Raw genomic sequence first — 26667 nt, 5'->3', positions numbered from 1 at the left:
TGTGAATAACCTCCTTAACAAAAACTTCTCAGCAAAACAGAATATTTAGACTTTCTATAGTTTAATTCATATTCCTATCACGCGACAAGAATAATGGTATTACGACAAAATTTCAAACAAAAAGACCCACATAGGGTCTTTTTGCTTTTAGAACAAAGACATGTTTCCCCTTACTTCGCGAGAGAGATATGCGATAATTTAATACGAATTGTTTTTTAGTGACGTTTTCTTGGATATTGTGGAATTAATGATATAAAAGAGTAAAATTGAGGTGAAAAAAATGACTAAACTGAATTTTTCCTTAAGAGCTCCTGGAAAATATGTAAGTCGAAAAGAAAATGAAACTCGGCATAAATATAGAAGTGATTTTACTCGTGATAGGGATAGAATTTTATATTGCAAGGCATTCAGGCGTCTGTCATCAAAAACACAAGTCTTTGTATCAGGATTTGATGATCATATGAGGAATCGGCTCACACATACTCTCGAAGTCTCGCAAATCGCACGAACAATTTCTCAGAATTTAAAATTGGATCAAGACCTAACTGAGGCCATTGCTCTTGCTCACGACCTTGGACATACTCCATTTGGACATGTTGGTGAAAGGACTCTTAATCTAATTATGAATGGATGTGATCCATTAGTTAGAGATTACTTTAGCTTACCTGGCGCATGTATTCTTCTAACGGATGTTGACAAGGGATTTAAGCATAATTTACAAAGTGTTAGGATTGCGATGGATTTAGAATCTCCCAGCACGGGAATAAATGATAGAGGTTTGAATTTAACTAATTTTACTTTATACGGAATAAAGAGCCATAGTAAAACAAAATGGTCGGAGTGTAAGAAATGGTCAAAAGAAAATGATGACGATAAGAAATACTGCTTTGAATTTAGTAAGTTCGCAGAATGCCTTGATTCTGAGTTTTCGCTTGGTTATTTTGACAAATATAAAAAATTTTATCTTGCCAAAAATAGTGATCGGGAAGCTTGGTCTTTTGAGGCATTCTCTGTTGCATGGGCAGATGAAATATCTCAGAGACATCATGATATAGAAGATGCCATCGAAGGAAAATTGCTGAGTCATAGTGCAGCTTTAAATCTAGTTCAAAGTAATTTTGAAAAATTTTTTTCCAAGATAGATCTTAGAAACTTTGAAGATGCCAGGATAAATAAAGAAACTGAGTTTTTTTTGCCCAAATTATCACGGCTAATTGTAAATTTTCTCGTAAGTAAATTACTTGAAATAAGTACTCAAAATATTATTAACTTTGCACAAAAAAATTCCATAAAGACTATGGAGGATTTTGACAAAAAGTATTTATCTTTAGATATAAATGATGCGAATAGGGTTATAGGACTTATGGATTTAAGTAATCTTAATGATGACTTGGACAAAGCTCATAAGAAGTTCCAAGACCAACTGAAAGATATTGTATTGAACTCTTATAACGTACATCGTATGGATGGAAAAGCTCAATATATTATTAGAAGACTATATAAAGCTTATTTAGCAAATCCTCAACAGTTACCCGATAAGACAATACAATCCTTATTTAGAGAATGTAAGGAAACGAATAATACCCATAATATTAGCGATTTGAGAAATATACTTGAGACAAAGAAAAAACATAATTTTGCCATTGACGAAGAACAAGGATCAATGGATTTTAAGGCATCACTTTTGCGAGTTATTTGCGACTATATTGCTGGTATGACAGATTCCTTTGCAATCAAAGAATACGAAAATTTATATGGCTAATAGAAATTGTTTGTTGTTCTAGAATTAATTAAATTGAAATGGAAATGAGTCTTAAAATTGGCTTTACCCCCATCTCTTTCCTCGTCTGGTTTGAACTAATGGCCGCCCTCGCCCGGACAAAAAATCCCGAACTTTCGAAGTCGGGATTTTTTAATGTCTATAATTGACTCGACATCATCGGGTACTCCTCATCATCCATCGTTCCACCACTAGAAAAGCGTACCCCACTATTTAAAAAAGCCGATCTAAATACCGATCCATTTCCAAACCTCTCTCGTATGGAATCAATTGCCCGATCTACGGCGCGTTGCTTTGCATAATCCTTCTCAAAAAAGGTCATCTGCTGAAAATCATTCTGACATAGCTCGGAAACTCTAATGCCTAAATGACGGATTGGTTCACACTTCCATAGCTCGTCGAACAGCTCACGAGCCACCTCGTATATCGCATTTGTGCAGTCAATAGCCGAGAAAATCTTTCTTTGGTGAGAACAATCAAAAAACTCATTTGTCCTAAACGAGACAGATACCAGCCTTGCGCAATAACCGGATTGCCGTAGCCTTGTAGCCACAGTCTCGGTCAAAGACAACAAAACCAAGTGTGCGGTTTTTCTATCGTCAATGTCAAATGCGATCGTTGTTGAGTTACCCATCCCTTTAATTATGGGTCGCCTATTTTCTCTAACTGGGTTGCATTCGATCCCGTTAGCATAATTCCAAACGAGTAGCCCATGGCTGTGTAGAAAGGGTTTGATTAGTTTAGGGTCATAATGTGCCAAATCTCCAATTGTTCTGATTCCCCGGCTTCTTAACTTTTTGGAAGTAGCACGACCGACCATAAATAGCTCTTCGATAGGAAGGACCCACATTTTCTCTGCGATTTCATCCGGGAAAATTGTATGGACCTTGTCAGGCTTTTGAAGCTCAGACGCCATTTTAGCAAGGATTTTATTAGTAGAAACTCCTATATTAACGGTGAATCCTAACTCGCTTTTAATTCGATCCTTTAGCATGTAGGCAGCCACAACAGGGTCTTTAAACAGACGTTCCATATTTGAAAAATCCATGAAATACTCGTCGATGCTATACTGCTCAACTAGGGGAGAATACTCGCGGAGTATATCACCAAAAGCCTTACTACATTGCATATATAATCCATAGTTTGGCGGAATAATCACTAACTCCGGGCATTTAGCCAAAGCAGTATGAAGGGTTTCACCTGTTTGAATGCCATATTTTTTGGCCGGAATTGACTTCGTTAAAACAATGCCGTGTCGAGTCTCAGGATTGCCGCCAACAATTGAGGGAATGGTTCTTAAATCAAGTGAATCGCCATGCTGAAGCCTGTAAACAGCCTCCCAGGAGAGATAGGCTGAATTAACATCGACGTGAAAAATGATTCTCTTGCCCATTTCCTTCACCCCACATAGAATATATGTTCTGATTTTACCAAAACTATTGTTCTGAGTAAAGGAAGATATCTTGCCAAATAATTGCAATTTATGCAGAATAGTAATATTGATTTTATCTGAGTATGATAATTGTTTAAGAGGTAGGAGCTAGGGGCAGGCTATACGCTGAGGTGAAAGCAAATGACTGTATATAGCGTGTGGAGGGAATTGATTAAACCAACGATTGTCGCTTATGTAATTGTTTGTGCCATCCTAGCTGAAATTGCCGGTGCATATTATTTGTATGTTAATTATCCGATTGCTTTAGACATTATGTCATCTATGAGACAGCAATACACTACCCAAACACATGAAATATCTCATATGTATAACAATGATATGTAGCATTACCCGCAAGACCTGATTGACAAGCTCTGCACTTATCTCAATGTGAGTGTGGGGGAGCTGTTGGAGCATAAAAAGATGCCGGAGAGTAAACTCCGACATCGATATCAAATTTCTCTCTCGCTTAGTGCGGGGGAGGGATTTTTATGTTTTACACACTTTATTAAACGCAAAGATTTTAGTCTAATTTCGACATTTTTTAGCATAAGGGTATGTAATAATATTATGTAAATTGGATAAGTAAATCAAAGGAGAGAGGTTTAATGACTATTTCTGTGGACGAAATCTATCTAAATACAGCACGCGATTTTCGGGGTCTTGGATGGGATCTAGATGTTATTATGAAAAAAATAATTAATGCGGATTATGGAATATATTCTATAGACGCAAGCGAGAGGTATTTATACTTAATTATTGAAAATATGGAAGAATTCCAGAGCGTCTTTAATAAAGGAGTAGAAGTACTTGGTGATTTTGGAACAAAAAAAATAGAAATATACGATAAAAAGAAAAGACAGGAAATAATAGATAATGTATATTTAAATCTGAATTTATAGGACTAAGACTACAGCTCTAATGTCCATTACTGCAATACATATTATGTCGGATTGTCCAATAAAGTTTTTCCTTAAGGCCCTCACTGAACGATGGGGGCTTTTCTATTTCTCAAAGATCAAAATAGATGTAAAGGGAAGCTGTACTACTCCCTCGGTGCGGGATCTCGCGACCTCCCCGGAGCTTGTCCCGGTTAGGTTTCGACAGCTACCCAGGCTGCCCTCGTCAGGCGGGGTTATTTATCAATTTCTATTACTGCGGTTATCGTTCTGCCCTCAAATACAGCATAAACACTGAAATTTTCTCCGAAACGGTTTCAAATATAAGAAAAAGATTCTTTCAGGTTATCCCTATTGAGCAATCATAAATGATACCTAGCTTCTAAGCTATGGGATGATGAATATGTGGCATTGTCAGTAATTGACCGGCTTTGCAATTTACTCGACTGCAATGTGGAAGATATATTGGAGCATAAAAAGACGCCGAAGGTTAATTCTTTGGCGTCTTTTCGTTTTAGACAAGTTTCCCCTTACTTCGCGAAAAGGTTGTGAGATTATAGAAAAATACTAATCTAGTGAAATAGGGGTGTTTACTATTAGTTTTAAAGTTGATCAGTTGGCGATATTACACTACGCACTATGGACAATAAAAATCTTAGTTACAAATATTCCGTTATGGTTATGGGGCTTATTCGTTTTGGCTGTCGTAGTAAACTTTGTTGCACGAAGAGGACCAAAAAGGCGATAGTTTTTTGATTCATGGTGGAAGCACCTTACTTATATAACTACGAGCTAACCCTATGAAAATCCTAGCCACCCCCATCTCCGCCCTCGCCAGAAAATGGTGGGAGGGAATTTTTGCGTTTATAGGACAATTTTCACCTTACTTCGCGAAAAAGTTATGAGATGATGTTAATCATATAAGAAAGATTTTCTCAACGGAGGTAATAATTATGGCTTGCGCAATTTGTGATAATACATCAGCTTCGCAGCAATCATTAACTAATGGTGCGATTCTTAGTTTCTCTTGTCCAGTTTGTGGTGAATACGCTATACATCATGAAGCTTTATCTTTATTAAATTTTAAAGGTAACGCAACTCGAAATGAACATTCAGCAAAGATATCTGCATATTTAAGAAATAGATATATTCAAGGCTCATCTCTACCCATCATCTGTCTTAATAGAACGTCTGCTTTATCAGTGCCATCTGGTATAGGCCTTGATCAAATTATCGAACAATTTCCGAGGTTGATTTTTGATCGACTGGATTTGGTTCTTTTAAATCTTGCCAAATTGTCTGCATATTCAGGTGATTTTATCAAGGTAACGGCTAATGACTATTCTCTTTTTTATGCTGATAAGAATAATACAACAGCGCAATTTTATATTATGAAACAGTTGATTGATGAAAACCTCATTGAGCTAAAAGATAATGGTCTATCGTTGCCCAATGAGGTTCGGTTAACGCCAAAAGGTTGGGGCAAAGTCGCAGAATTGGAACTAGGAGATCAAAAAGATAATAAAAGTGTCTTTATAGCTATGTCTTTTGATCCTTCTTTAATTACTGTCTACGAGAATAGTATTGCAAAGGCTATTAGTGACAATGGATATAATCCTATTCGAGTAGATTACGAGGAACATATTGAACAAATTTCTGATCGTATCATTGCCGATATAAGGAGATGTAAATATGTTGTAGCAGATTTCACCTTTAATCGTGGTGGTGTTTATTACGAGGCTGGTTTTGCGATTGGTTTAGGGAAACCGGTAATTTGGACATGTAGAGAGGATCACGTTAAAGATCTTCACTTTGATACTCGGCAGTATAATCATATAGTTTGGGTAACTGAAAATGACCTATATGACAAATTGGATACTAGAATTAAAGCTATCTTTTGAAAGCAATAGTTTGGATAAGAAAGAAGCTACTCTTATAAAAACTGTAATGTATTTGTTTTAAGTACTTAAGACCTTTCATCTAAATGATGGGAGATGATGGGAGCCTTTTATTTGATTAGACAAGTTTCCCCTTACTTGCGGGGAAGGTGTGAGATTCTAAATACTTTTGTTTTGCTAGAAAAAATAAAAGGCTAATAAATAATTGTTGGATGTCAATTAATTAATAATGAAGAAATCATTTGATTCATTATTAGGGGGGATAAAGTGAATTGGAATTATGAAGATAGAACAATGCCCGGGACCTTTAATTATATACTTCATAATGATTATAATGATAAAGTTGTTAACGTTTCTGTACTAAATGAACACCGTTTTGCCTTTTATTATTGGACTAAATGGGCAAGTTTACAAGCAGAGAATGTTCCCTCAACGTTAGTATCGCTGGATTGGCATCAAGATTTGGCCCCATTGAGTGAGATGGAATGTGATGATTTAACAGCACTAAATCGAGATGATTTTAATGAAGTAGGTATTTTCACTGCATATAAACTCAATCCATGTAATGATGGGCAAATATTAGCGGCGGCATATTTAAATCTAGTGTCAAAAATCTACGTGTTGTGCAAGCAGAGAGAGTATGATGATATATTTCCTTTTACAGATTATCTTGGCAAAAAACATAACGGAAAGGTGTTTTATACAATTGATGAATTGATAGATTGTCTAAAAAAAGATGACATTAACTCGATATACTTTGATATCGATTTGGATTATTTTACCGAAAGTAAGGATGCTTGTGGTGGGGGTGTAGATGTGAAGTTAGTCAATGATGAAGAGGTGGTAAAAACGATTTCGCCTCACTCGCCCCTAATGCAATTGATTTTACCGAAACTTAAGGGTATGACTATAGCCTTAGAACCGGATTTTTGTGGAGGTTTGCGAAATTCTAATCATTTGTTTAATATTCTGGACAATAACTTATTTTATCCAACCTTACTTAATGAGCTTCAGATTGAATGCAGTTTGAGATAATTACATTAGGAAGGAATGTAATATAAAAATCATCGCCACCCCCATCTCCGTTCTTGTCTGATTCGAAATCAACGGATGTACTACTTTTCTTGATGTCCCCTCTTAATGAGGGGATTTTTTGCTTTTTGGGGCTAGTCATCCATGAACTATAGTTATATAATTAGAACAAATGATCTAACAAAATAATACAAATGTTTGGTGGTGAAGACTTGAATAGTCCAATCAAATGGATGGGTGGCAAATATAGACTAAGGAAAACCATCGTAAAGATGATACCAGAGCATGTATGCTACTGTGAGCCCTTCGGAGGCGCTGGCTGGGTCCTCTTTGAAAAGGTTCCTTCTAAAGTAGAAGTCTACAACGATATAAACTCTGAACTAATTAACTTTTTTCGAGTAGTAAAGGAAAAGCCCGAAGAATTCATACAGGCGTTGGATTATCTACTTATTTCAAGAGAAATATTCCAGAAATACAAGGCTCTAAGTCTCAGCGGAACCTCAGATGTAAAAAGGGCAGTCAGGTTTTATTACCTATTACATTTTAGCTTTGGATCTTTAATGAAGGATTTTATGATTAGTCCTTTAAGGAAGCCACCGATGACTCTTGAACGAGTAAGGGAAAGCATAACCTCTGTGAGGGACAGGCTGATAAATACCATTATAGAGAACAGGGATGTCGAGAAGATTATATTAAGTTACGATCGTTCTTCAACGTTTTTCTATTGTGATCCGCCATATTATGGATTGGCTGATTATACAAGTCAGGGGAGCAAACCATTTTCTAAAGATGATCATATTAGATTGAAGGAATGTCTGGCTAAAATAAAGGGAAAGTTTTTGCTAAGTATTAATGACCATCCGGAGATTCGAGCGCTGTATTCCGACTTTAACATTAAGGAGATAGAAGTAAGATATTCAGTTTGCAAAACCGATAAAAGCAGCTTTGCCAAGGAATTATTCATAAGTAATTATGAGATAGAGATAGACAAATGAAAATTTATGCTACGCCTATCTCTGTCCTAGCTTGGTTCGAACTTAACGGCCGTCCTCAACCAATCCGCATGAAACTCGATGACAAAGAGGTCAAGATCGAGCAGGTCATCTCCATGGAAGAAGAGAAGATCGCAGGGAACTGGATGTTGCTGTTTAAGTGCCAAAGTGAGATTAACAGAGAGCTGAAACGCTTTGAGCTAAAATACGAATTGAATACTTGCAAGTGGTTGTTGTGGAAGATGTAACGTATTTTCTAATACTGTATAGAATACCGCGGTTACTTCCCGTAATATCCCCACATGAAAAAGAGAGCTTAAGCTCTCTTTTTTGTTACCCGATCCACCATGATTGACATTTCATGCAAAGATATTTCGTTTAACAGTATCTTGATTTTAAATAATCTATAGCTTCCTTTTCTTTTTGAACCATTAACTCATAATCCAACAAATGATAAAGGCCAAAATGTTGAAGGGCTCTTTCAAGTGTTGTCACCTTATATCCTTCTTCCCTTAATCGCCCTATATTTGAGTTTAGTCTGCTATATGGGCTAAAAATTATTGCATATTTAGCAGACTTGGATTTTGATTTATAATATCTTCCGTTTTTTGATTTGCATATGGCTGATATTTGGCTTTCAATTTCCTCGAATTTTTCAGGAGTGCAGATTTCATTTGTTCCTGATTTGCCGGTAATAAAGCATTTGTATATTTCGTCTGTTATAGAATCATAATTAACTGGAGTATTAAGATTGGCATTAAATTCTTTGTTCTGTTTCTTTCTGTTCTCGATTTGCATTGCTCTTTTCTTCTCGGCGATTTTCATAAATCTAGACAGATCTTTTGGCAAAATCCAGAATTTATATTTGGGAGTTGCTATACGAAAATAAAGCTCGTCGCTGCTTAAGCCTTCATTTCTGACGTAATAAGCATCAAAAGGCTTTTCTTCACCATTTATTATTATGGCTAGGCTATCTAGAGGAAAATTTACTATTGCTTTTTCGATAGTTTCACCAGAGGACCTTTTACTTATGAAGTCTATTAGAAATATTTCTTCTTTCTTTTTCGCGCTAGTTCCGGCAGGCCGGTCGCCAATAAAAAGCTTGGCCAATTTATCAAACATCATTCTCAACTCCCTTTGATCTAATTTTCCGTCCTTTTTATGATCTTCCTGCTTTTCAGCAAAAATTCAATCACTTGTACTTGACGAAGGACCAATCAGAGATTAAACTAAGCATAATTAAAATAACAATAGGCAATACCGCAGAAGACGGAAGCCAGCAAAAAGCTCTTATATGATTGAGAGCTCTTGCTGGCTTTTTAGTTTTTTCAAAAAGGAGGAGTGTGAAAAATGTCCAACCCATCATAATGATAGACACTAGCTTGGTCGCCAAGGTCTATCATTATGAAAGTAATCAGGCCAAAGATAATCTACTTTTTCACCCAGGGCAAGAGCTATATCCTGGGCGGTTGATAAATAACAATCTTTTCCATTAAGTATCTGAGATAAATGAGATTTGGAATAGCCTGTTATTCCCTCTAAGTCTTTTAATCTCATACCTTTTTTAATCATAACGTCATAAGCCCTACAATGCTTGTGTTGCTTCATAATTATCACCGAGAGCTTATGTTCAACATAAACAGCCAGCTTCCTTTGAAAAAGGAAGCTTATGGATAAGTTTATACTTAAGTAAAAAAATTGTGTCGAATTTATAGAAAATTTATCGTAAACTATGTAGTTAATAAGCAAGTTATTGCGACTAAATTCGACACTACTTAAGGTATAAACTTTTAATAGCAACAAGGAACGACATGATAGGGGAAAAAATTGCGTATCTTCGCCATGAAAAAAGATGGACTCAAGATGATCTGGCCAAAGCGGTCAGATTGAGCCGGGGATACATTGCAGCAATAGAGGAGGGGAGAATTCGGCCTAAGATAAAAACATTGGCACTTATCGCAAAATGTCTAGGCGTTGAGTTAGAATTATTAATTAAGGAAATGTGAAATATTGAGCATTCGACAATTTACCCCTTGAAGAAACAAAGAACAGGTGTTCTAATATAAAAGAATACACATTCTGTAAGAAGGGGGCTAAGGATTTGAGCGAAAACGAATCAATTGCGGATCAATACGTAGACTACATCGGAAAAGAGGTTTATGAGCGTACCGAGGAACCAATATCAATTGTGGAGGTAAAAGTCAGCAGTGATGATGGAGAAACATGGACTAGAAGAGATATTGATCTTGGCGGCGAAATTGACGAATCCGGGTTAAGCGAAGGAGAGATTTTTCAACTTAATGGAGAGAAATACAAGGTTATATCCGGAGACTTTGGATTAACTATTGAGCCGTTAGATAGGAAGAAAACTTCTAAACAATAATAAAAGTAGGAAGCCCGTGCACCCCTGACAGAGTCCGGACTTCCTTATAAAATACTCACTTCCGAAGAAGGGAATATTTGTTATTCAATTATACTTTCAATCCCCCTTCTTCGGCAAGAGGTAAAACGAAGGAGATAAAAATGTTTACGATAACTTTAAGATCAGCAAGGGAATTAAGAGGATTTTCAATAAAAGAGGTTGCTGTATATTGTGCCATTACAGAGGAAGATGTTAAAAAATATGAATCGGATACAAGATGTATCCCTTTTACTGTAGCAAAAAAAATGAAACGATTATTTCATATTAAGCTTGAGCAAGTTTTCATAGGTCTTGAGTCCGATTATGATAAGAATTTCCCTCCAAGAACGTGCCTAAAACGTGCCTAGTGTGCCCAGTACGTGCCTGTAAAATAACCGCATACGGATAAAATTAGCCAATAGATAACCGTACAAGGAAAAGAGGGAGTAATTGAAAATGGAGGGTATTAAACCCTCCATTTCCTTTATTCATGCGCGTTTCAGCGTTTATGATCTTGGCAGGGGATGCAAGAGTCGAACTCGCACTGACGGTTTTGGAGACCGCTGTTCTACCATTAAACTAATCCCCTTTAGTTTTAGCGACGAATTGAATTATAGCTTAAAATAAGATATGTGTCAACTATGATTATGGAACTAATTTAAATGAAATATAATAAAGGCGGCAGGATTTTTCAAGAAAAACCAGAATAGGCATTATAAAATAAGTCAGTGGGAGGGAGTGGGTACCTTGAGGATTGATTTACACGTTCATACTCAAGAATCTGACGGTTCGCAGACTGTCGAAGAGGTCTTAAATCTCGCCCATTCAAATGACGTTAAAATACTTGCTATCACAGATCATGAAAGTACTGAGGGTATCACAAGGGCGGAAGAATTGGCCAAATATCTAAATATTGAAATTATCCCCGGTGTTGAATTATTAACAAATTTTCAGGGAGAGGAAGTTCATCTACTAGGCTACTTTAAAGATATTCACAATTCAGTTTTGCAAACTCGTTTAAGTGAGATTCGAAAGCAGCGTACATCTCTGGCCTACGATATGGTTAAATGTCTTCAGAAAGGTGGACTTTCCATTGAGTGGAAGGATGTTGAGCGTGAGGTCGGTTCGATTGGAGCTGTTAGTAAGGGCCATATTATGAGGGCTATACATCATCGATATAGCAGCTTAAATCCAAAAAGCTGGCAAGATATCGCCACATATTTTCGCCCCGGTGGAATCGCCTATCTTCCCTATCTAAAACATAGATTTGAAGATGCTGTTGATTTGATTTTTAATTCCGGAGGTTTCCCTGTTGTGGCTCATCCCGGTTTATTGTCTGAACCGGATATGGTCTTTGATCTCCTAGCCTATCGGCCAATTGGGCTTGAAGTGTATTATGGATATTGGGAACAACAGCAGAGTTTAATCTCTTATTACGCTGAAGTTGCTGCTCAATTTGCTCTTTTGGCTACAGGTGGAAGTGATTATCATGGGCCATTTGGCCGGATCCAAATGGGTCAGTTGGATGTTCCCCTTGAAGGAGTTTATAAGCTGCGAAACCTACTGACCTAAAGCCAAAGGTTGTTCTAACGAAAGAAGTGATTTTTTGGGCAGACGCATTGGACTAGCCTTTTCAGCCCTTTTGTTTACGCTGTTTTTTGGAACAGTTGGGTTAATGACTACGGAACACCTCACTTTGGCCCAAGCCTTTTATTTTACTGTTGAGACCATTACGACGGTGGGTTACGGAGATTATGAAGTTAAATCAGATTCCGGCCATGTTTTTATCATCATTCTCATGATTGGCGGAGCTGGAGTAATGCTCTATTTCGTTGGATTAATGATGGCGTTTTTAATTGAGGGCCAACTGGCCGGGGCGTATGGGAGAAGAAAGATGAATAAAAAGATCGAAGAACTTCAAGACCATATTATTGTCTGCGGAGCAGGGCGCGTTGGAAAACAAGTGATTTATCGTCTGAGGAAAGAAGGCCATCCTTGTGTCGTTATTGAACAAGAAGAGGACTTGGCCCATGAGTTTGTTGAGGAAGGATATCTGGTCATTAATAATGATGCTACTGAAGATGAGGTATTAAAAAAGGCAGGAATTGAGCGAGCAAAGGGATTAATTACGGCACTTCCTGAAGATTCCCTAAACGTGTTTGTAACCCTGACAGCAAAAGGGCTAAACCCGAATATTCAGGTGGTTGCCCGCATGGATCGGTTGGAATCCGAGAATAAACTGTTGCGTGCCGGGGCTGACAAGGTGATTTCTCCAGCCATATTAGGCGGCTGGAGAATGGCTATGTCAATTTTAAAACCTATTAGTATTGAGTATCTCGAAACTGTTATTCACGATCAAAATATTGGAATGGAAATTATGGAACTTAAAGTTGATCAAGGGTCTTGCCTGATCGGAAGAACCTTGTCCACAAGTGGTATTAAGCAGCAAACTGGTGCTATGATTTTAGCAATTTTGCGTAATGATCGTGTTATCAGTAATCCTAGCGCTCAAGAGGAAATCATAGAAGGTGATCTTCTCATAGTGTTGGGGTTAAGAGAACAATTGCATCTTTTGGAAGAAGTGGCAGCGAATCTGACAAAATTAAAGCCTGCTGAAATAGGATAGATTAAAAGAGGAAGTCTTGGGATAAAATACCCTCTGAGTATGAAAACACAGTTTCATTTTGGAGGGAGATTTTATGCATAATTCACGATCCGAAAAAGACATTCTTAGTGATATCAAAAAACTTATTCATACACATTTCGGAGAAAGCGGACAGGGAATTCACGTGGAGGTCAAAGGAGACAGGGCAATAATCTGGGGAACGGTTGATAGTTTGGTGGAAAAGGATTTTTTCGGGAGTCGTGTGGGTCGCATCGATGGTGTTCGTGAATTAGATAACTCTCTGACGGTTGCTAACGACGGAAATATCCTGGATAAGGATATAGAAGAGGGGATTATTGAACGGTTTAAGAGGTCTAATTTTGAGGATATTACTCATTTGGGGTGTCGGGTTAGCCGCGGAATTGCCACCTTGCTTGGACATGTCGAAACCCAAAGCACTGAACGGTTAGCTAAGCGCCTTGCTTCTCAGGTACGCGGTGTAAAAGAAATCCGCAGCGAAATCCAATTTTTAGAAAAGGCTGTTGATGACGCGACCATAGTAAATCGTGTGGAAAATGCCTTGGTTGCATCGCCTTGGGTTAATGCACATGAAATTCAGACGGGTGCGCGTAATGGCTTGATAACGTTAAGTGGTCTTGTCGACACTCAGGAAGAGATGGAATGGGCCGTTGAAACCGCATATCAAGTTCCCGGTGTGAAGGCTGTTGTCAGTGAGATCATGACTCGCCATCGGTCGCAAGGTGACGACTTGTGGCTGACGGAGCAGCTTGTGTCAAAGTTAGGACAGCATGGTTTAAATTCAGGCCAAATTCGCGCTTTTGTACAGAATGGTATTGCTTTTCTGACTGGAGAAGTTTACACCGAAGAGGAACGGGATCTGCCTGAAGAAATGATTAAAGGCATCCCTGAGATTCATACTGTTAATAATTCAATTAAAGTTGCCGCACATTCCAGCAAAGGGTAATTGACTTAGGTTTAGATACTTTGCTATCTGTGTCTTGAATTTTACTCCGCATGGTAATGCGGAGTTTTCTAATTATATGTTAGCAGATGAAAAATCAGGAAATGCATTTCTGAGTATGAAATTCGGGTTGCTTCAACAACTTTATGCTATAATAAAAACTGTTAGGGTCGTGACAATTATGTGAAGGAGGGCAATAATGGATCCCATAACTCATGGACTCGTCGGAATTGCCTTAAGTGCTTTCTCAGGTCATACGATGCAATTAAATGATCCCGTTTTTTTGGGTTGTACTCTGGGCGCTATGCTTCCTGATCTCGATATTTTAGCTCATCTCAAAGGTCGGCTAAATTATTTGTTGAACCACCGGGGAGCAAGCCATTCTTTGATTGCCCTAACTGGAATGTCTCTGGGACTCGGAACAGCCTTATATTTGATTTATCCCACGACATCTTGGTGGACTGTGGTATTATGGACACTTATTGGAACATTATCCCATAGTATTATGGACTTATTAAATTCTTTTGGAGCGGAATTGTTATGGCCGTTTTCGCGTAAAAAAATTACAGTTGATATGATAATGCTTACTGATCCCATCATATCATGCTTGTTTCTGGGATCTTTCATGGCCTCATTGCGTTCTGCTGATTTTTCCAGGCCTTCTGCTTCGTTTGCCATATTTTTTAGTTTATTATATTTAGGGTACCGTCAAATCGGCCGTTTGAAAACACGTAGTAAACTTATGAAAGTGTATTCAATTAAATCACGTGATGAGGTTAAAGTCCTTCCAGCCATGTATCATCCTTTTGCCTGGAATTTTATTCTCTTCCAGGGAGATTCGGTGCGGTTTGGTATTGTCCGTAATCAGATGCCTTCAATTTGCAGAGTTTTGCCGAAATTCGATAAAGACAATCCTTCAGTTTCTAATGCTCTTGAGGGAAATCTGGCGGAAATGTTTTGTCAATTTACCCCGTATTATCATGTGGTGGCTCATAACTCTGATTCAGGAGAATGTTTGGTGGAATTCGTCGATCTGCGTTATTGGACGAAAGGTGATTTTCTCTATACCGGCAATGTTTACTTGAACGAAAACGGTGAAATATCCTATGAAATTTTTAATCATTTCCCTAATCAAGAGGGTGTGCTTTTAAGTTACTAAGGAGATTAGACTAAAAAACCTTTTGACATTCTCATAGCGTATCAACCATAATGAGTAATATAGCATGGGGGTGAAAAGGTGCGAGGCAATAGAAAGAATTTAGAGATGTTTGATTTAAAAATAATACCATTAAAAATAATAAGTATTTTATTGTTCCTGTTTTCTCTAATAAGCCTTATGGGTGGTCGGGGATTTTTTATGGGAAGACAGATTTTTTCGGGGATTTCAGCGATTTTTGGGGCTTCTTTTGCTTGGATTGCGTTTTTTTTATGTATGATTATTGCTATCGTTTTATGGATTTATTCGGATAAAGTCCAGTCTTTCCAATCTCGGTCTCGGTCTCAAACTCAAGTTCAAACGACCACAAGGAGTGTTCATTCTAAAGCAATCGCTAAAGCTCAAAGCAGAAGACAAACTGAAGCGAAGCCCACGAAAACGTGGTTAACAAGTCCTAAACTAAATGAAGAGGGAATACCCTTGCCCGGTGGAAAACTTGTTAATTTGCAAGGCTTTAATCATTACTTTTCCTCGCCGGATTGGGTAGAAATTAAAGATATTGATCAGGAACAAGCGATGGAAATGAACGAACTGGGCGAAGATTTTCCTTCATATTTTGCAGCCGGTGAGTCGTTTTTGCCGAAAAAGACTCCGAAATTGACTCTGTTAAGGGGAATCGAAACGTATTTTGAGGACGTAGATCAAGAAGAGACAATGGAGAACGAAATTCCTAAGTCGGAAAATAACCAGCCATTGGTACAGGATGATTTGAAAGAGAAACCTATTCTGGTTAAACCTATCTTTAAATCACAAGCAGATCAAGCAGAGTTTTTGGCACAGTTTAAACTCGATAACAATCCAACTCACAGGGATTTGGAAGAGAACTTTAAGGTATCATCAGATAAACAATGTTGTACAGATCCTCAGGATGAAGGCCTTAAACCTGAGGATAAGCCTGATCTGCGGATCAACCATGAGATTAATACTGTTACGGCTGTAAAGGAATGCATCTTAAAAGACGAAAGGCCCAGTGATCCTTCAGGCGTTAATTCGGGGATTTCCCATAATGGACCGCACACAATTGTTGATTCTGCGGAAGTGGAGAAGAAGCCGGAATTTAACACTGAATCTAAAATGGAATTAGAGGCCGAATCAATCCAAGAACCCATATCGGCTCAAATATCAGATTCAGAAATAAAGACAGAACCGATCTTAGAATCTACCTTGGAGCCTTCACCCGAAACTCATGTTCCTATTACTTTCGAAGATATTCCTGAAGAAGTTTCAAAAAATATTCATGAAGATATTCCTGAAGATAAAGCTCAAGATTATACTCTTTGGGAATCTCCTGACTTTTCTTTACTTGACCCCATTTTAAAACATTCCCCTGTCCAAGATCCCGAGACTTCCAGGTTATTAGAAAAAGTTCTCTTAGATTTCGGAGTTAAAGCAAAGGTAATTCGGGTTACCAGTGGACCTGTGATCACTCGTTACGAATTGGCACCGGCACCGGGAGTGAAAATCAGTAAGATTGTCAATCTGGCGGATGATATTGCTTTAGGTCTGGCGGCTCGTGATGTACGTATTGAGGCTCCTATTCCAGGAAAAGCGGCTATTGGCATCGAAGTTCCCAATAAACAGGCGCGTTCGGTACCTTTTCGAGAAGTACTGGAGACCCCCAGTTTTCATGACTATCCTTCGAAACTTAAAGTAGCATTAGGAAAAGATATAGCAGATCAGCCCATCGTCGCAGATTTGATTAAAATGCCCCATCTTTTGGTAGCCGGAGCTACAGGTTCCGGAAAGAGTGTTTGTATTACCTCAATCATAAATTCAATCTTATTTAATGCAACGCCGGCAGAAGTGAAATTCTTACTCGTGGATCCCAAAATGGTTGAACTGAGTCAATATAACGGAATTCCTCATCTTCTTGCTCCCGTAGTTGTTGATCCTAAGAAGGCTGCCAGTGCTCTTAAATGGATTGTTAAAGAAATGGAAAATAGATATGAACTTTTTGCCGCTGCTGGAGTTCGAGACGTTGTCCGCTATAATAAACTTAAGTCTGAAGCTGATTCGTCCGTGAAGCTGCCTTACATCGTAGTTATCATCGATGAATTGGCAGATCTCATGCTTGTAGCTCCCGGGGAAGTTGAGGAGGCCATCTGCCGTTTGGCGCAAATGGCGAGGGCAGCAGGCATTCATCTTGTAATTGCAACCCAGCGTCCATCTGTTGACGTGATAACAGGGGTCATTAAGGCCAATATTCCCAGCCGAATTTCCTTCGCGGTATCGTCTCAAATCGATTCACGCACGATACTTGATGCTACTGGAGCCGAAAAACTTTTGGGCAAAGGCGACATGCTTTATTCTCCCCTGGGAGTTAATAAGGCGTTACGCGTACAAGGCTGTTTAGTGACCGATGAAGAAGTTCAAAAGATCATTGCCCATTGGAAGAGCCTTGGCAAACCCGAATATCTTGATCCGGAACGGTTGTTTGCAGAAACTCCGGAAAAGAACGATGAAGGTAACGGGCCGGATGATGCGCTGTTTTTTGAAGCGGGAAAACTTTGTCTTAAAAGCGGTATCGCATCGACCTCTTTCTTACAACGACGATTAAAACTCGGATATACCCGGGCTGCGCGCTTGATGGATATGCTTGAAGATCAAGGAGTTGTGGGACCTTATGAAGGAAGTAAACCCAGACAGGTACTTATTACTATGGATGAATTTCAAGAGCGGTTCGGTTAATACTTAACAATTAAATTAATAAATAATTTCGGCACCCTAGCTGTGAAAAATGGCTAGGGTGTTTGTTTTTATGAATGAAGTGGGAGAGATTGGGAATAATGCAATAATGATGCTCAAAAAATGACAAACGGAGACGAACAATGAAGTTTTTCGCACGGTCAATGATTAAAGAAGAGCCATATAAGGACATTGCCCTTCATGGGGAAGATTTGCTGAAGCATGCGGAAGAAATTGCCCGTTTCACTGCGAATCAGAGCGCTCATCATCCGAAGCGAACTCTCTTGCCAAGGGTCAGACAAAATATTAAGTTCTTAGAACGGGCTTATCATGAAATTACGGATTATGCTGCTCGAACAAAAGATTCCATCCCAGCAACGGAATGGTTATTAGACAATTATTATAGTCTCAGAGGATTGAAAGAGGAGATCCCCAAAAGCATTTCTTTGAAATTTGAACGGCAGCTGCCCCGCATTTCCAGCGGGGACTTTATGGGATATCCCAGAGTATACGCTTTGCTCGTCGAACTAATCGAGCATACAGATAGTCAATTACAACGCGATACTTTAAAAGCGTTTATCAATGCGTATCAGGTTCAAGTTCCTTTAACGAGCGGTGAATTATGGGCAATCCCCACAATGCTAAGAATTGTAATCCTCGAGAATATTAGGAGATTAGCGGAGCTTATTATCTTCACCCAAACCGAAAGGGAACGGGCAGACCAATGGCTTCTGCCTCTTTTAGAAAGCGAACACGATAAAACGAACTGGGATAACGTGTTAAAAACCTTAAGTATGGAGGAAGAATATTCGTCAGCTTACGCCGAACAAATTTTAAGACGGATGCGCGAACATGGCGTGGAAGGGGCCCCTTTACTGCACTGGATTGATCGCGCTGTTGCCAAACAGGATACGACCATTGAGGAATTAGCAAAACTCGAACGTCAACGACAGACAATGTATCAAGTATCAATGGGGCATGCCATTACGAGCATGCATTTTATTGCCGCAGAAAATTGGCCCAGGTTTTTCGAAGAAGTAAGTTTAGTCGAGAGTGTTTTTGCTAAGGATCCCAGCCATATTTATGGACAAATGGATTTCGACTCACGGGATGCCTATCGCCATGAGGTAGAAATAATTGCTAAAAATTTTAAAACCTCGGAACTTGTTGTAGCACGAAGGGTACTCGCTAGGGCAGAAAAGGCAGAAGAAGAAGGGAATACACTGGTCTCCCATATAGGGTTTGATTTATTGGGCCCGGGCCGAAGCAGTTTGGAACAGGAGCTGGAACAGGACTTTGGTTCAAATTTCAGTGTTCTCTATAAACTTCGTCAAGTCGTAAGGAAAAACCCTTTAACATATTACTTTGGTAGTCTAATGCTTGGGATATGTTTGCTGACGCTTTGGATTTTATCATACGCCCGCAGCATGCCGCCCTCTCTTGGCTATGTCATCTTAATTTTAACACTCCTTGTCTGGGCCAGCGGTTTAATAATACCTACCCTTAACTGGTTAGTCTGCAAACTGTTTACGCCTGCCTTTTTACCGAAATTGGAGCTTAGAGAGGGGATTCCTGAAGCATATAAGACAATGGTTGTTGTTCCCACTCTGCTAACGAGTGTGGATCGAGTCAAAGAGCTCATCGCTGAAATGGAAGTATATTTTCTGGCAAACAGAGATGATAACCTATATTTTGCCTTGCTGGGGGATTTTGCAGATGCCCCCTCCCAGACGGTTCCGGGTGATAAGGAAATTATCATCGCTGCGAAAGAAGGAATAGAAAATCTTAATCAAAAGTACCAGCAAGGCCTATTTTTCTTTTTTCATCGCCACCGCATATTTAATTCTGTTGAAGGAGTCTGGATGGGTTGGGAGCGTAAACGAGGAAAGCTTTTGGAGTTTAATTCACTGTTGCGTCAAGCCGGAGAGACTAGTTATGATATCCAAATTGGAAACTTAGCTATCCTTCCGAGTATCCGCTATGTAATAACTCTTGATGCCGATACTCAATTACCTCAGGGAACAGCCAAAAAGTTAATTGGAACTCTTGCCCATCCGCTGCACTCTCCGCAGTTAAATGAGGATAAAACCAGAGTCGTCCAAGGTTACGGGATACTACAGCCTCGGGTAGGAGTTTCTATTTTAAGCGCCGGTGCCACCGAATTTTCCTGGATCTATTCGGGCAGAGTTGGAGTAGATCCGTATACAAACGCCATCTCGGATCTTTATCAGGATCTATTTGACGAAGGGATATTTACAGGAAAGGGGATTTACGATGTTGAAGTATTTCAACAAGTAACCCACAAGACCTTTCCGGAAAACACCATTCTCAGTCACGATCTCATCGAAGGTATTTATGCCCGAGCGGGCCTTGTCACAGATATTGAATTGATCGATGGTTATCCTTCGACCTACCGCGCTTTTCTGCGGCGCCAACATCGCTGGGTGAGAGGAGACTGGCAGCTCATTCCCTGGTTGTTTAAGACTATTCCATTTATATCCAAATGGAAGATCTTTGATAACTTAAGACGAAGTTTGGAAAATCCAGCCCAATTATTGCTATTGACTTTAGGATTCATGATTCTTCCTGGGAGTCCTTGGGTATGGACCGGACTGGCTGCTTTAGGTATTCTCTGGCCCATGATCTTGAGCATCTTTAATATGCTTTTATGCCAAGGACGAGAAGAAACTAACGCTGTTCAGGATTTTTTAACTCTTGCCGAACAATTTGCTCTGCAATTCTCGTTGCTTCCCTATCAATCGTACATTATGCTTGACGCCATTTTCAGAAGCTTATATCGGCAGTTTATTTCTCACCGAAATATGTTGGAATGGGAGACGGCTGCGGATACGGAAAAACGAATCGACCTGAGTTTTAAAGCAACTTTAGGAGCAATGCGGCCTGTCATCGTCTATTGTATCCTTGTATTTTTTCTGATCGGGCTTCTGTTTCCGGCTAAGCTGATAGGGTTTACTCTTATAGCGGTTCTATGGCTTTTTTCCATTTGGTATTCCTATCGAGTAAGTCTGCCAAAACAACATAAGAAGGAATTGCTTTCTGTTTCCGAACAGCAGTCTCTACGTCTCTGGGCCAGAAAAATTTGGGCCTTTTTTGAAGAGTTTGTGAGTGATGCTGAGCATTGGCTGCCTCCTGACAATGTCCAAATTGATCCGCCCAATGGAGTTGCCCATAGAACGTCGCCAACAAACATTGGTTTAGCCTTACTGGCAAATTTAGCAGCAAGAGACTTTGGTTATATTTCCTTAGGGACGGCCGTTAACAGAATTGAAAGAACACTGCAGACGATTAAGGAGCTAGAACATTGGCAAGGGCATCTTTACAATTGGTATGATACGCTTAGTTTGGAACCTTTAGAGCCACGATATATATCCACTGTGGATAGCGGTAATTTCGTGATGTATTTGGTGACGTTGAAATCCGGACTTAGCGAATTGCTGGAAAGTCCACTTCTCAATTTGGGTTATCTCTCTGCCTTGCAAGATACGTTAATCCTCTTCAAACAGGCTGTCGGCGAAGAGGCAGCAAACGATTTTTCCGAATTCGAAAGGAGTCTTAAGAAACTTCTAGAGACCTCTGACAAGAGCTGGAGTCTTGAAACCTGGCGACAGTTATTATCGTTTTGGCCCGATGTTTCCTCGAATCAAGAATGGTCTGAAGAAGGAAGATATTGGGCTGGACAAATACAGAAAATGATTGCTTCCTTTGAGCAGGAGATTCAAGACTTTTTCCCCTGGGTTAATGATCCGGCACTCAAAAACCAAATTGACCAACAGGTTGCCGATGACCTTCAGTTTGCACCTCTAGAGCGCCTGGCATTGGACTATTCTCAGGGCTTAGAACATGGGAAGTTTTCTGCAGAGGTTGGAGAAAAGATCAAACCTGCCTTAGAAAAAGCTCAGCACGTATTACTTAAGTCCAGAGAATTACAGCATGAGCTCGAAGCGATGGTTTTGGTTACGGATTTTCGGCCCTTATTTGATGAGAAACGTCAACTTTTCTCCATCGGTTATCGCGTTGGGGACAGTATGCTTGATAAGTCCTATTATGATTTATTGGCCTCTGAGGCCCGTCAGGCAAGTTTTATTGCCATCGCCAAAGGGGATGTGTCCCATAGTCATTGGTTTAGACTTGGACGGACCTTAACTTTGGCTATGAGAAAACGCAGCCTCGTTTCTTGGAGCGGAACGATGTTTGAGTTTTTAATGCCTCTATTGGTCATGAGGAATTATGAAGGGACGTTATTGGATGAAACCTATAATTCAGTCGTTGAAGTTCAACGCAAGTATGCTGCTGAACATAATTTGCCTTGGGGAATATCCGAATCGGGCTTCTACGCCTTCGATCCCCAGCTGAACTATCAATATAAAGCCTTCGGGGTTCCGGGATTGGGCCTGAAACGAGGGTTGATTCAAGATTTAGTAATTGCACCCTATGCCAGTTTTTTGGCGCTTATGGTTGCTCCGCAGGAAGGGTTAGCCAATATCTCCCATATGGATCAACAGGGTTTCAGCGGCCGATACGGCCTTTATGAAGCCGCCGATTATACGGCGGATCGCATTCCTGTAGGACGATCTCATAAGTTAATTAAGAGTTTCATGGCTCATCATCAGGGAATGAGCTTTCTGGCACTGGATAATGTTTTGTTTGATAACAGGATGCAAAGTCGACTGCATAAGGAGCCTTTTATTCAAGCTTCGGAGCTTCTTCTTCAAGAAAGGCTGCCCTCAGCAGTATCTCTTGTATCTCAGCCGGAGAGCGAACAGGTTGTTGCGGAACGGTACAGTAAAAACACTCTTCCGGAAAAAAACCATTCTATTTTCATCAATACTGCCATGAGCCCCATTCCGGTTACTCACTGTATTTCCAATGGACAGTATTCAGTGATGTTAACAAATTCAGGGGCCGGATTCAGCCGCTTTCGCGAAATCAGTATTTCACGCTGGCGAGAAGATGTAACCCGTGATGCTTGGGGCATGTATTTTTACATTCAAAATTTAAATTCCGGCGATGTTTGGTCAGCCGCTTTTCAGCCTTGTGGTTTCGGCGGGGAGGACTACAAAGTAACCTTCGCTCCGGATCGCGTGGAATATCGTCGCCAGGACGGTAACCTTACGACTAAAACAGAAATCGTTGTTTCGCCCGAGGACCAAACGGAAATAAGACGTATTTCCCTGACGAATCACAGCAAATTTGAGCGTGTTGTAGAGATCACCAGTTATTTCGAGGTCGTTTTAGCACGGGCAAATGATGATTTGGCCCATCCTGCCTTTGGTAATCTATTTATCCAAACGGAATATCGGAATGAAGTGCTTTTTGCGTCACGGCGGCCTCGTAAAGAAAATCAGCGGCGTTTGTGGCTGATGCATACTGTGGCGACAGAAGGAGATAAGGTGGGAACCCTGCAATATGAGACAGACCGAGCACGATTTGTCGGAAGGGGGAGAAGCCTTGCCAAGCCGCAAGCCGTTGATGCCAATCGTCCCTTGTCGAATACGGTAGGCGCAGTTCTTGATCCGATTATGAGCCTGCGACAGCGAGTCAGAATAGGTCCGGGGCAGACAGCCAGGGTTTCTTTTTCAGTGGGTTATGCAGATAATCAAGAGGAAATACTTCGCATTTCTGAAAAATACCGCGATCCGCTCTCGGTCAATCGAGCTTTTGAATTGGCTTGGACGCATTGCAATATGGAACTTCGTCATCTGAATTTGACGGCCGGGCAGGCTAATGAAGCACTCAGTCTTGGAGGCCACCTGTTCTATCTCAGCCCGTGCCGCAGAGATGTGGCGGAATGCATCGCAAAGAATTGTAAAGGGCAGTCCGCTTTATGGCCCTATGCCATTTCAGGTGATTTGCCAATTGTACTCGTTCGCGTTGATCGCGAAGAACATCTGGATTTAGTCCGCCGCTTGCTCACGATCCATGAATACTGGAGTCTAAAAGGGTTATATGCTGATTTAGTAATTCTCAACGAGGACGAGAGCGGTTATGTCCAGGCTTTTCAGGATAATTTGCGGGATTTAGTTTCGATGGGACACGCACGGGATCGCTTAAATCAGCCGGGTGGCGTTTTTATCCTGCAAAAAGGCCATGTTCATCCTGATGATTTAAGGTTGCTTTATACTGTAGCAAGAATAATGTTTACTGGAGAAGGTGGGTCTTGTACACTTCAAGTTCGTAAGAAGAGCAAATTAATTACTGAGGAAGAGATCGATGCCGGTACTCATAGTCCTCGCGAAGCAGATGAGGTCTCCCTGGAAGCTTCCTCAGAATATAAACCTCCTGAATCCATCGATGAGATCTTAAATTCATTAACATTCCCAAATGGCTATGGAGGCTTTAGTGACGATGGCAACGAATATATCATTCAACTTCAGGAAGGCAGGAATACCCCGCTTCCCTGGATTAACGTTATTGCCAACCCAAGGTTTGGTTTTCAGGTCTCCGAGGCAGGTGCGGGTTATTCTTGGTCAATGAACAGCCGAGAGTATAAACTGACTCCTTGGTCCAATGACCCGGTTCTTGATCCTCCTGGGGAAGTGCTCTACTTAAAAAATGTAGATACAGGCGAATTTTGGTCTGTGACTGCCAGACCTAGGCGTGAGAAAGGAACTTATACAGTACGCCATGGTCAGGGATATTCTGTCTTTGAACACTGCAGTCATGGCATAAAACAAACATTAAGACTCTTCGTGCCTGTTGAGGAACCTGTCAAAGTCACCGAATTAATACTTAGCAACATGTCGGAACAGACGATACATTTAAGTCTGGTCTATTACGCTGAGTGGGTCTTGGGAGTGGCCCGGGAACAGACGGCTCCTTATTTGGTGACTGAATTTGATAAGGAGAATCAACTTTTCTTAGTGCGGAACACCTATCAAGAAGAATTTGCCGGTAGGCAAGGGTTTCTGACAGTAATCGGCGGGGACATTGATAGTTATACCGGAGATCGAGCAGAATTTATCGGGCGAAACGGAAGCCTGGCTGATCCCACCGGCTTAAAGACGGGAAAATTCTCGGATTCCGTAGGTGCAGGTTTTGACCCTTGTACGGCTATGCAAATAAACGTATCGCTTGCGCCGGGAGAAGAAAAGACAGTGACCTTTTTATTAGGGGATACTCTGAATCGAGAAGAGGCTGAAGGAATTCGTGAGAAGTATCGAGACCCCAAGAAGGTAAACGAAGAACTGGAACATGTCAAAAGCTTTTGGGATGGCTTGCTGGGTAAAATTCAAGTTGAAACACCTGATTCATCGATGAATTTGCTCTTAAATCGCTGGCTGCTCTATCAAACTATAGTTTGTCGGGTATGGGCAAGATCGGCATTTTACCAGTCCGGGGGAGCTTATGGCTTTAGAGATCAACTTCAGGATGTTATGGCGCTGGTCTACACGTCCCCTGAGATTACTCGGAGGCAAATTATTCTTCATTGTGCCCACCAATTTAGAGAAGGCGATGTGCAGCATTGGTGGCATGAAGGAAAAAGTAAAGGTATACGAACAAGGTTTGCGGATGATTTGCTGTGGCTTCCTTTTGTGACTGCTCATTATATTGAACGTACCGGGGATATAGGGGTACTGGAAGAAGTCACGTCTTTCCTTGATGATGAACCGTTGAAAGAGGGGGAAGATGAACGTTATTCGGTTCCTAACATTTCCGCAGAGACTGGGACTGTTTACGAACATTGTCTGCGAGCTCTTGAACGGGGTATGCGTTTTGGTGAACATGGCTTGCCGCTGATTGGTTCCGGAGACTGGAATGATGGATTTAGTCAAATCGGTCCCAAGGGTCGCGGAGAAAGTGTTTGGTTAGGATGGTTTTTGTATTTAACCTTGCAGCGTTTCTCCACTATTTGCTTGGGTCGTCAAGACAAGGAACGGGGAGAGGACTATCGCAGAATTGCCGAAGAGCTTCAACAATCTTTAGAAAAGCATGGTTGGGATGGCGGCTGGTATCGTCGTGCTTATTTTGATGACGGCACTCCCTTAGGGTCAACCCGAAATACAGAATGTCAGATTGATGCTATTGCTCAGTCTTGGTCGGTAATTTCCGGTGCAGCTAAACCTAGTCGCGCTTTAGATGCGATGTTGGCCTTGGAACACTATTTGTGGCGCAAAGATGAAGGAATTCTTTTGCTGCTGACACCGCCTTTTGACAAGTCTCTGCCTGATCCGGGTTATATTAAAGGCTATGTTCCGGGGGTTCGGGAAAATGGAGGACAATATACTCACGGGGCAATTTGGGCCGTATTGGCCTACACAACCCTGGGTGAAGGAGATAAAGCCCTGGAATTGTTTCATATGTTAAATCCTGTCAATCATGCTCGAACGGAGAATGAGGCCAATCGCTATAAAGTCGAGCCGTATGTCGTTGCTGCGGATGTATATGCCATTCACCCTCATGTAGGCCGCGGCGGCTGGAGCTGGTATACTGGAGCGGCGGGGTGGTTATATCAGGCCGGGTTGGAAGGGATATTAGGTTTTAAACGACAAGGGGACAGGTTAATTCTGAAACCGTGTATACCCAGCCATTGGAAGGGCTTCCGTTTAACCTATACGTACTGTTCATCACGGTATGAAATCGTCGTTGAGAACCCTCAAGGGAAGATGACCGGAGCTGAACAGATTACCTGTGACGATGTACTTTTAGAGGAACCGATCATTTTACTCAAGGATGACAGTCAGGTTCACACCGTACATTTAACTATGTAATAACCTTACAGTTCAT

General features: G+C 40.5%; 19 protein-coding genes, 1 tRNA gene and 1 pseudogene. 17 read left to right on the top strand and 4 right to left on the bottom strand.

Going from position 1 to position 26667, the window contains the following annotated elements; all coding sequences use genetic code 11:
- Nucleotides 1-280 precede the first annotated feature (280 nt).
- Nucleotides 281-1762, top strand: coding sequence for a deoxyguanosinetriphosphate triphosphohydrolase family protein (locus DEAC_RS01155; protein WP_047808190.1), 1482 nt, complete (start codon nucleotides 281-283; stop codon nucleotides 1760-1762).
- A 157-nt stretch (nucleotides 1763-1919) separates the two neighbouring features.
- On the opposite strand, the gene DEAC_RS01150 is transcribed toward DEAC_RS01155, so the two are convergent.
- The gene (locus tag DEAC_RS01150) at nucleotides 1920-3173 is read right to left on the bottom strand and encodes a DNA polymerase Y family protein (protein WP_047808189.1); all 1254 of its coding nucleotides are present in this window, start codon (nucleotides 3171-3173) and stop codon (nucleotides 1920-1922) included.
- A gap of 180 nt (nucleotides 3174-3353) precedes the next feature.
- On the opposite strand from DEAC_RS01150, the gene DEAC_RS23725 reads away from it, so the two are divergent.
- The 7 genes and pseudogenes from DEAC_RS23725 to DEAC_RS01120 all read left to right on the top strand — a co-directional run bounded on the left by DEAC_RS23725 (nucleotide 3354) and on the right by DEAC_RS01120 (nucleotide 8281).
- Nucleotides 3354-3557 (top strand): hypothetical protein, encoded by a 204-nt coding sequence (locus tag DEAC_RS23725; protein ID WP_047808188.1) that lies wholly within the window; start codon nucleotides 3354-3356, stop codon nucleotides 3555-3557.
- A gap of 263 nt (nucleotides 3558-3820) precedes the next feature.
- Nucleotides 3821-4114: a hypothetical protein gene (locus DEAC_RS01140; RefSeq protein WP_047808187.1), complete on the top strand. Its 294-nt coding sequence runs from the start codon at nucleotides 3821-3823 to the stop codon at nucleotides 4112-4114.
- Nucleotides 4115-4504: 390 nt separating this feature from the next.
- Nucleotides 4505-4663, top strand: a pseudogene (locus tag DEAC_RS24755) (helix-turn-helix domain-containing protein); the annotation flags it as partial.
- A 401-nt stretch (nucleotides 4664-5064) separates the two neighbouring features.
- Nucleotides 5065-6012 carry a TIR domain-containing protein gene (locus DEAC_RS01135; RefSeq protein WP_053006244.1) on the top strand — a complete coding sequence of 316 codons (948 nt, stop codon included), beginning with the start codon at nucleotides 5065-5067 and terminating at the stop codon, nucleotides 6010-6012.
- A 264-nt stretch (nucleotides 6013-6276) separates the two neighbouring features.
- Nucleotides 6277-7044: a hypothetical protein gene (locus DEAC_RS01130; RefSeq protein WP_047808186.1), complete on the top strand. Its 768-nt coding sequence runs from the start codon at nucleotides 6277-6279 to the stop codon at nucleotides 7042-7044.
- A 191-nt stretch (nucleotides 7045-7235) separates the two neighbouring features.
- Nucleotides 7236-8036, top strand: coding sequence for a DNA adenine methylase (locus DEAC_RS01125; protein ID WP_047808185.1), 801 nt, complete (start codon nucleotides 7236-7238; stop codon nucleotides 8034-8036).
- Nucleotides 8033-8281 carry a hypothetical protein gene (locus DEAC_RS01120; RefSeq protein ID WP_047808184.1) on the top strand — a complete coding sequence of 83 codons (249 nt, stop codon included), beginning with the start codon at nucleotides 8033-8035 and terminating at the stop codon, nucleotides 8279-8281. Before DEAC_RS01125 ends, DEAC_RS01120 begins: the two co-directional genes overlap by 4 nt.
- A 130-nt stretch (nucleotides 8282-8411) precedes the next feature.
- Here the strand turns inward: DEAC_RS01120 and DEAC_RS01115 are convergent, their stop codons facing one another.
- Together DEAC_RS01115 and DEAC_RS01110 are read right to left on the bottom strand one after the other, a co-directional pair.
- Nucleotides 8412-9155, bottom strand: a complete 744-nt coding sequence (locus tag DEAC_RS01115) for a hypothetical protein (RefSeq protein ID WP_053006242.1) — start codon at nucleotides 9153-9155, stop codon at nucleotides 8412-8414.
- 255 nt (nucleotides 9156-9410) lie between these two features.
- The gene (locus DEAC_RS01110; RefSeq protein WP_152671332.1) at nucleotides 9411-9641 is read right to left on the bottom strand and encodes a helix-turn-helix domain-containing protein; all 231 of its coding nucleotides are present in this window, start codon (nucleotides 9639-9641) and stop codon (nucleotides 9411-9413) included.
- Nucleotides 9642-9844: 203 nt separating this feature from the next.
- On the opposite strand from DEAC_RS01110, the gene DEAC_RS01105 reads away from it, so the two are divergent.
- The 3 genes from DEAC_RS01105 (at nucleotide 9845) to DEAC_RS01095 (ending at nucleotide 10802) form a co-directional block, all read left to right on the top strand.
- Nucleotides 9845-10039 (top strand): helix-turn-helix domain-containing protein, encoded by a 195-nt coding sequence (locus DEAC_RS01105; protein ID WP_047808182.1) that lies wholly within the window; start codon nucleotides 9845-9847, stop codon nucleotides 10037-10039.
- A 95-nt stretch (nucleotides 10040-10134) separates the two neighbouring features.
- Complete coding sequence (locus DEAC_RS01100) at nucleotides 10135-10416, top strand: hypothetical protein (protein WP_053006241.1); 282 nt, start codon at nucleotides 10135-10137, stop codon at nucleotides 10414-10416.
- Nucleotides 10417-10556: 140 nt separating this feature from the next.
- Nucleotides 10557-10802, top strand: a complete 246-nt coding sequence (locus tag DEAC_RS01095) for a helix-turn-helix domain-containing protein (protein ID WP_152671331.1) — start codon at nucleotides 10557-10559, stop codon at nucleotides 10800-10802.
- A 147-nt stretch (nucleotides 10803-10949) separates the two neighbouring features.
- Here the strand turns inward: DEAC_RS01095 and DEAC_RS01090 are convergent.
- A tRNA-Trp gene (locus tag DEAC_RS01090) sits at nucleotides 10950-11023 on the bottom strand.
- A 158-nt stretch (nucleotides 11024-11181) separates the two neighbouring features.
- Between DEAC_RS01090 and DEAC_RS01085 the strand changes: the two genes are divergently transcribed.
- The 6 genes from DEAC_RS01085 to DEAC_RS01060 all read left to right on the top strand — a co-directional run bounded on the left by DEAC_RS01085 (nucleotide 11182) and on the right by DEAC_RS01060 (nucleotide 26651).
- Nucleotides 11182-12006: a PHP domain-containing protein gene (locus tag DEAC_RS01085; RefSeq protein ID WP_047808180.1), complete on the top strand. Its 825-nt coding sequence runs from the start codon at nucleotides 11182-11184 to the stop codon at nucleotides 12004-12006.
- A 34-nt stretch (nucleotides 12007-12040) separates the two neighbouring features.
- The gene (locus DEAC_RS01080; protein WP_047808179.1) at nucleotides 12041-13060 is read left to right on the top strand and encodes a potassium channel family protein; all 1020 of its coding nucleotides are present in this window, start codon (nucleotides 12041-12043) and stop codon (nucleotides 13058-13060) included.
- 73 nt (nucleotides 13061-13133) lie between these two features.
- Nucleotides 13134-14024 carry a BON domain-containing protein gene (locus DEAC_RS01075; protein WP_047808178.1) on the top strand — a complete coding sequence of 297 codons (891 nt, stop codon included), beginning with the start codon at nucleotides 13134-13136 and terminating at the stop codon, nucleotides 14022-14024.
- 196 nt (nucleotides 14025-14220) lie between these two features.
- A complete protein-coding gene (locus DEAC_RS01070; RefSeq protein ID WP_047808177.1) occupies nucleotides 14221-15180 on the top strand; it encodes a metal-dependent hydrolase in 960 nt (319 codons plus the stop codon).
- 198 nt (nucleotides 15181-15378) lie between these two features.
- Nucleotides 15379-17925, top strand: coding sequence for a DNA translocase FtsK (locus DEAC_RS01065; RefSeq protein WP_345788144.1), 2547 nt, complete (start codon nucleotides 15379-15381; stop codon nucleotides 17923-17925).
- A gap of 140 nt (nucleotides 17926-18065) precedes the next feature.
- Entirely contained in the window at nucleotides 18066-26651 is an 8586-nt protein-coding gene (locus tag DEAC_RS01060; protein ID WP_053006240.1) for a GH36-type glycosyl hydrolase domain-containing protein, read from the top strand.
- The last annotated feature ends 16 nt before the right edge of the window (nucleotides 26652-26667 follow it).

The sequence above is a fragment of the Desulfosporosinus acididurans genome (assembly GCF_001029285.1).
Taxonomy (GTDB): Bacteria; Bacillota; Desulfitobacteriia; order Desulfitobacteriales; family Desulfitobacteriaceae; genus Desulfosporosinus; species Desulfosporosinus acididurans.
The sequence above is the reverse complement of the archived record's forward strand: the minus strand, read 5'-3'. Positions and strand labels throughout refer to the sequence as shown.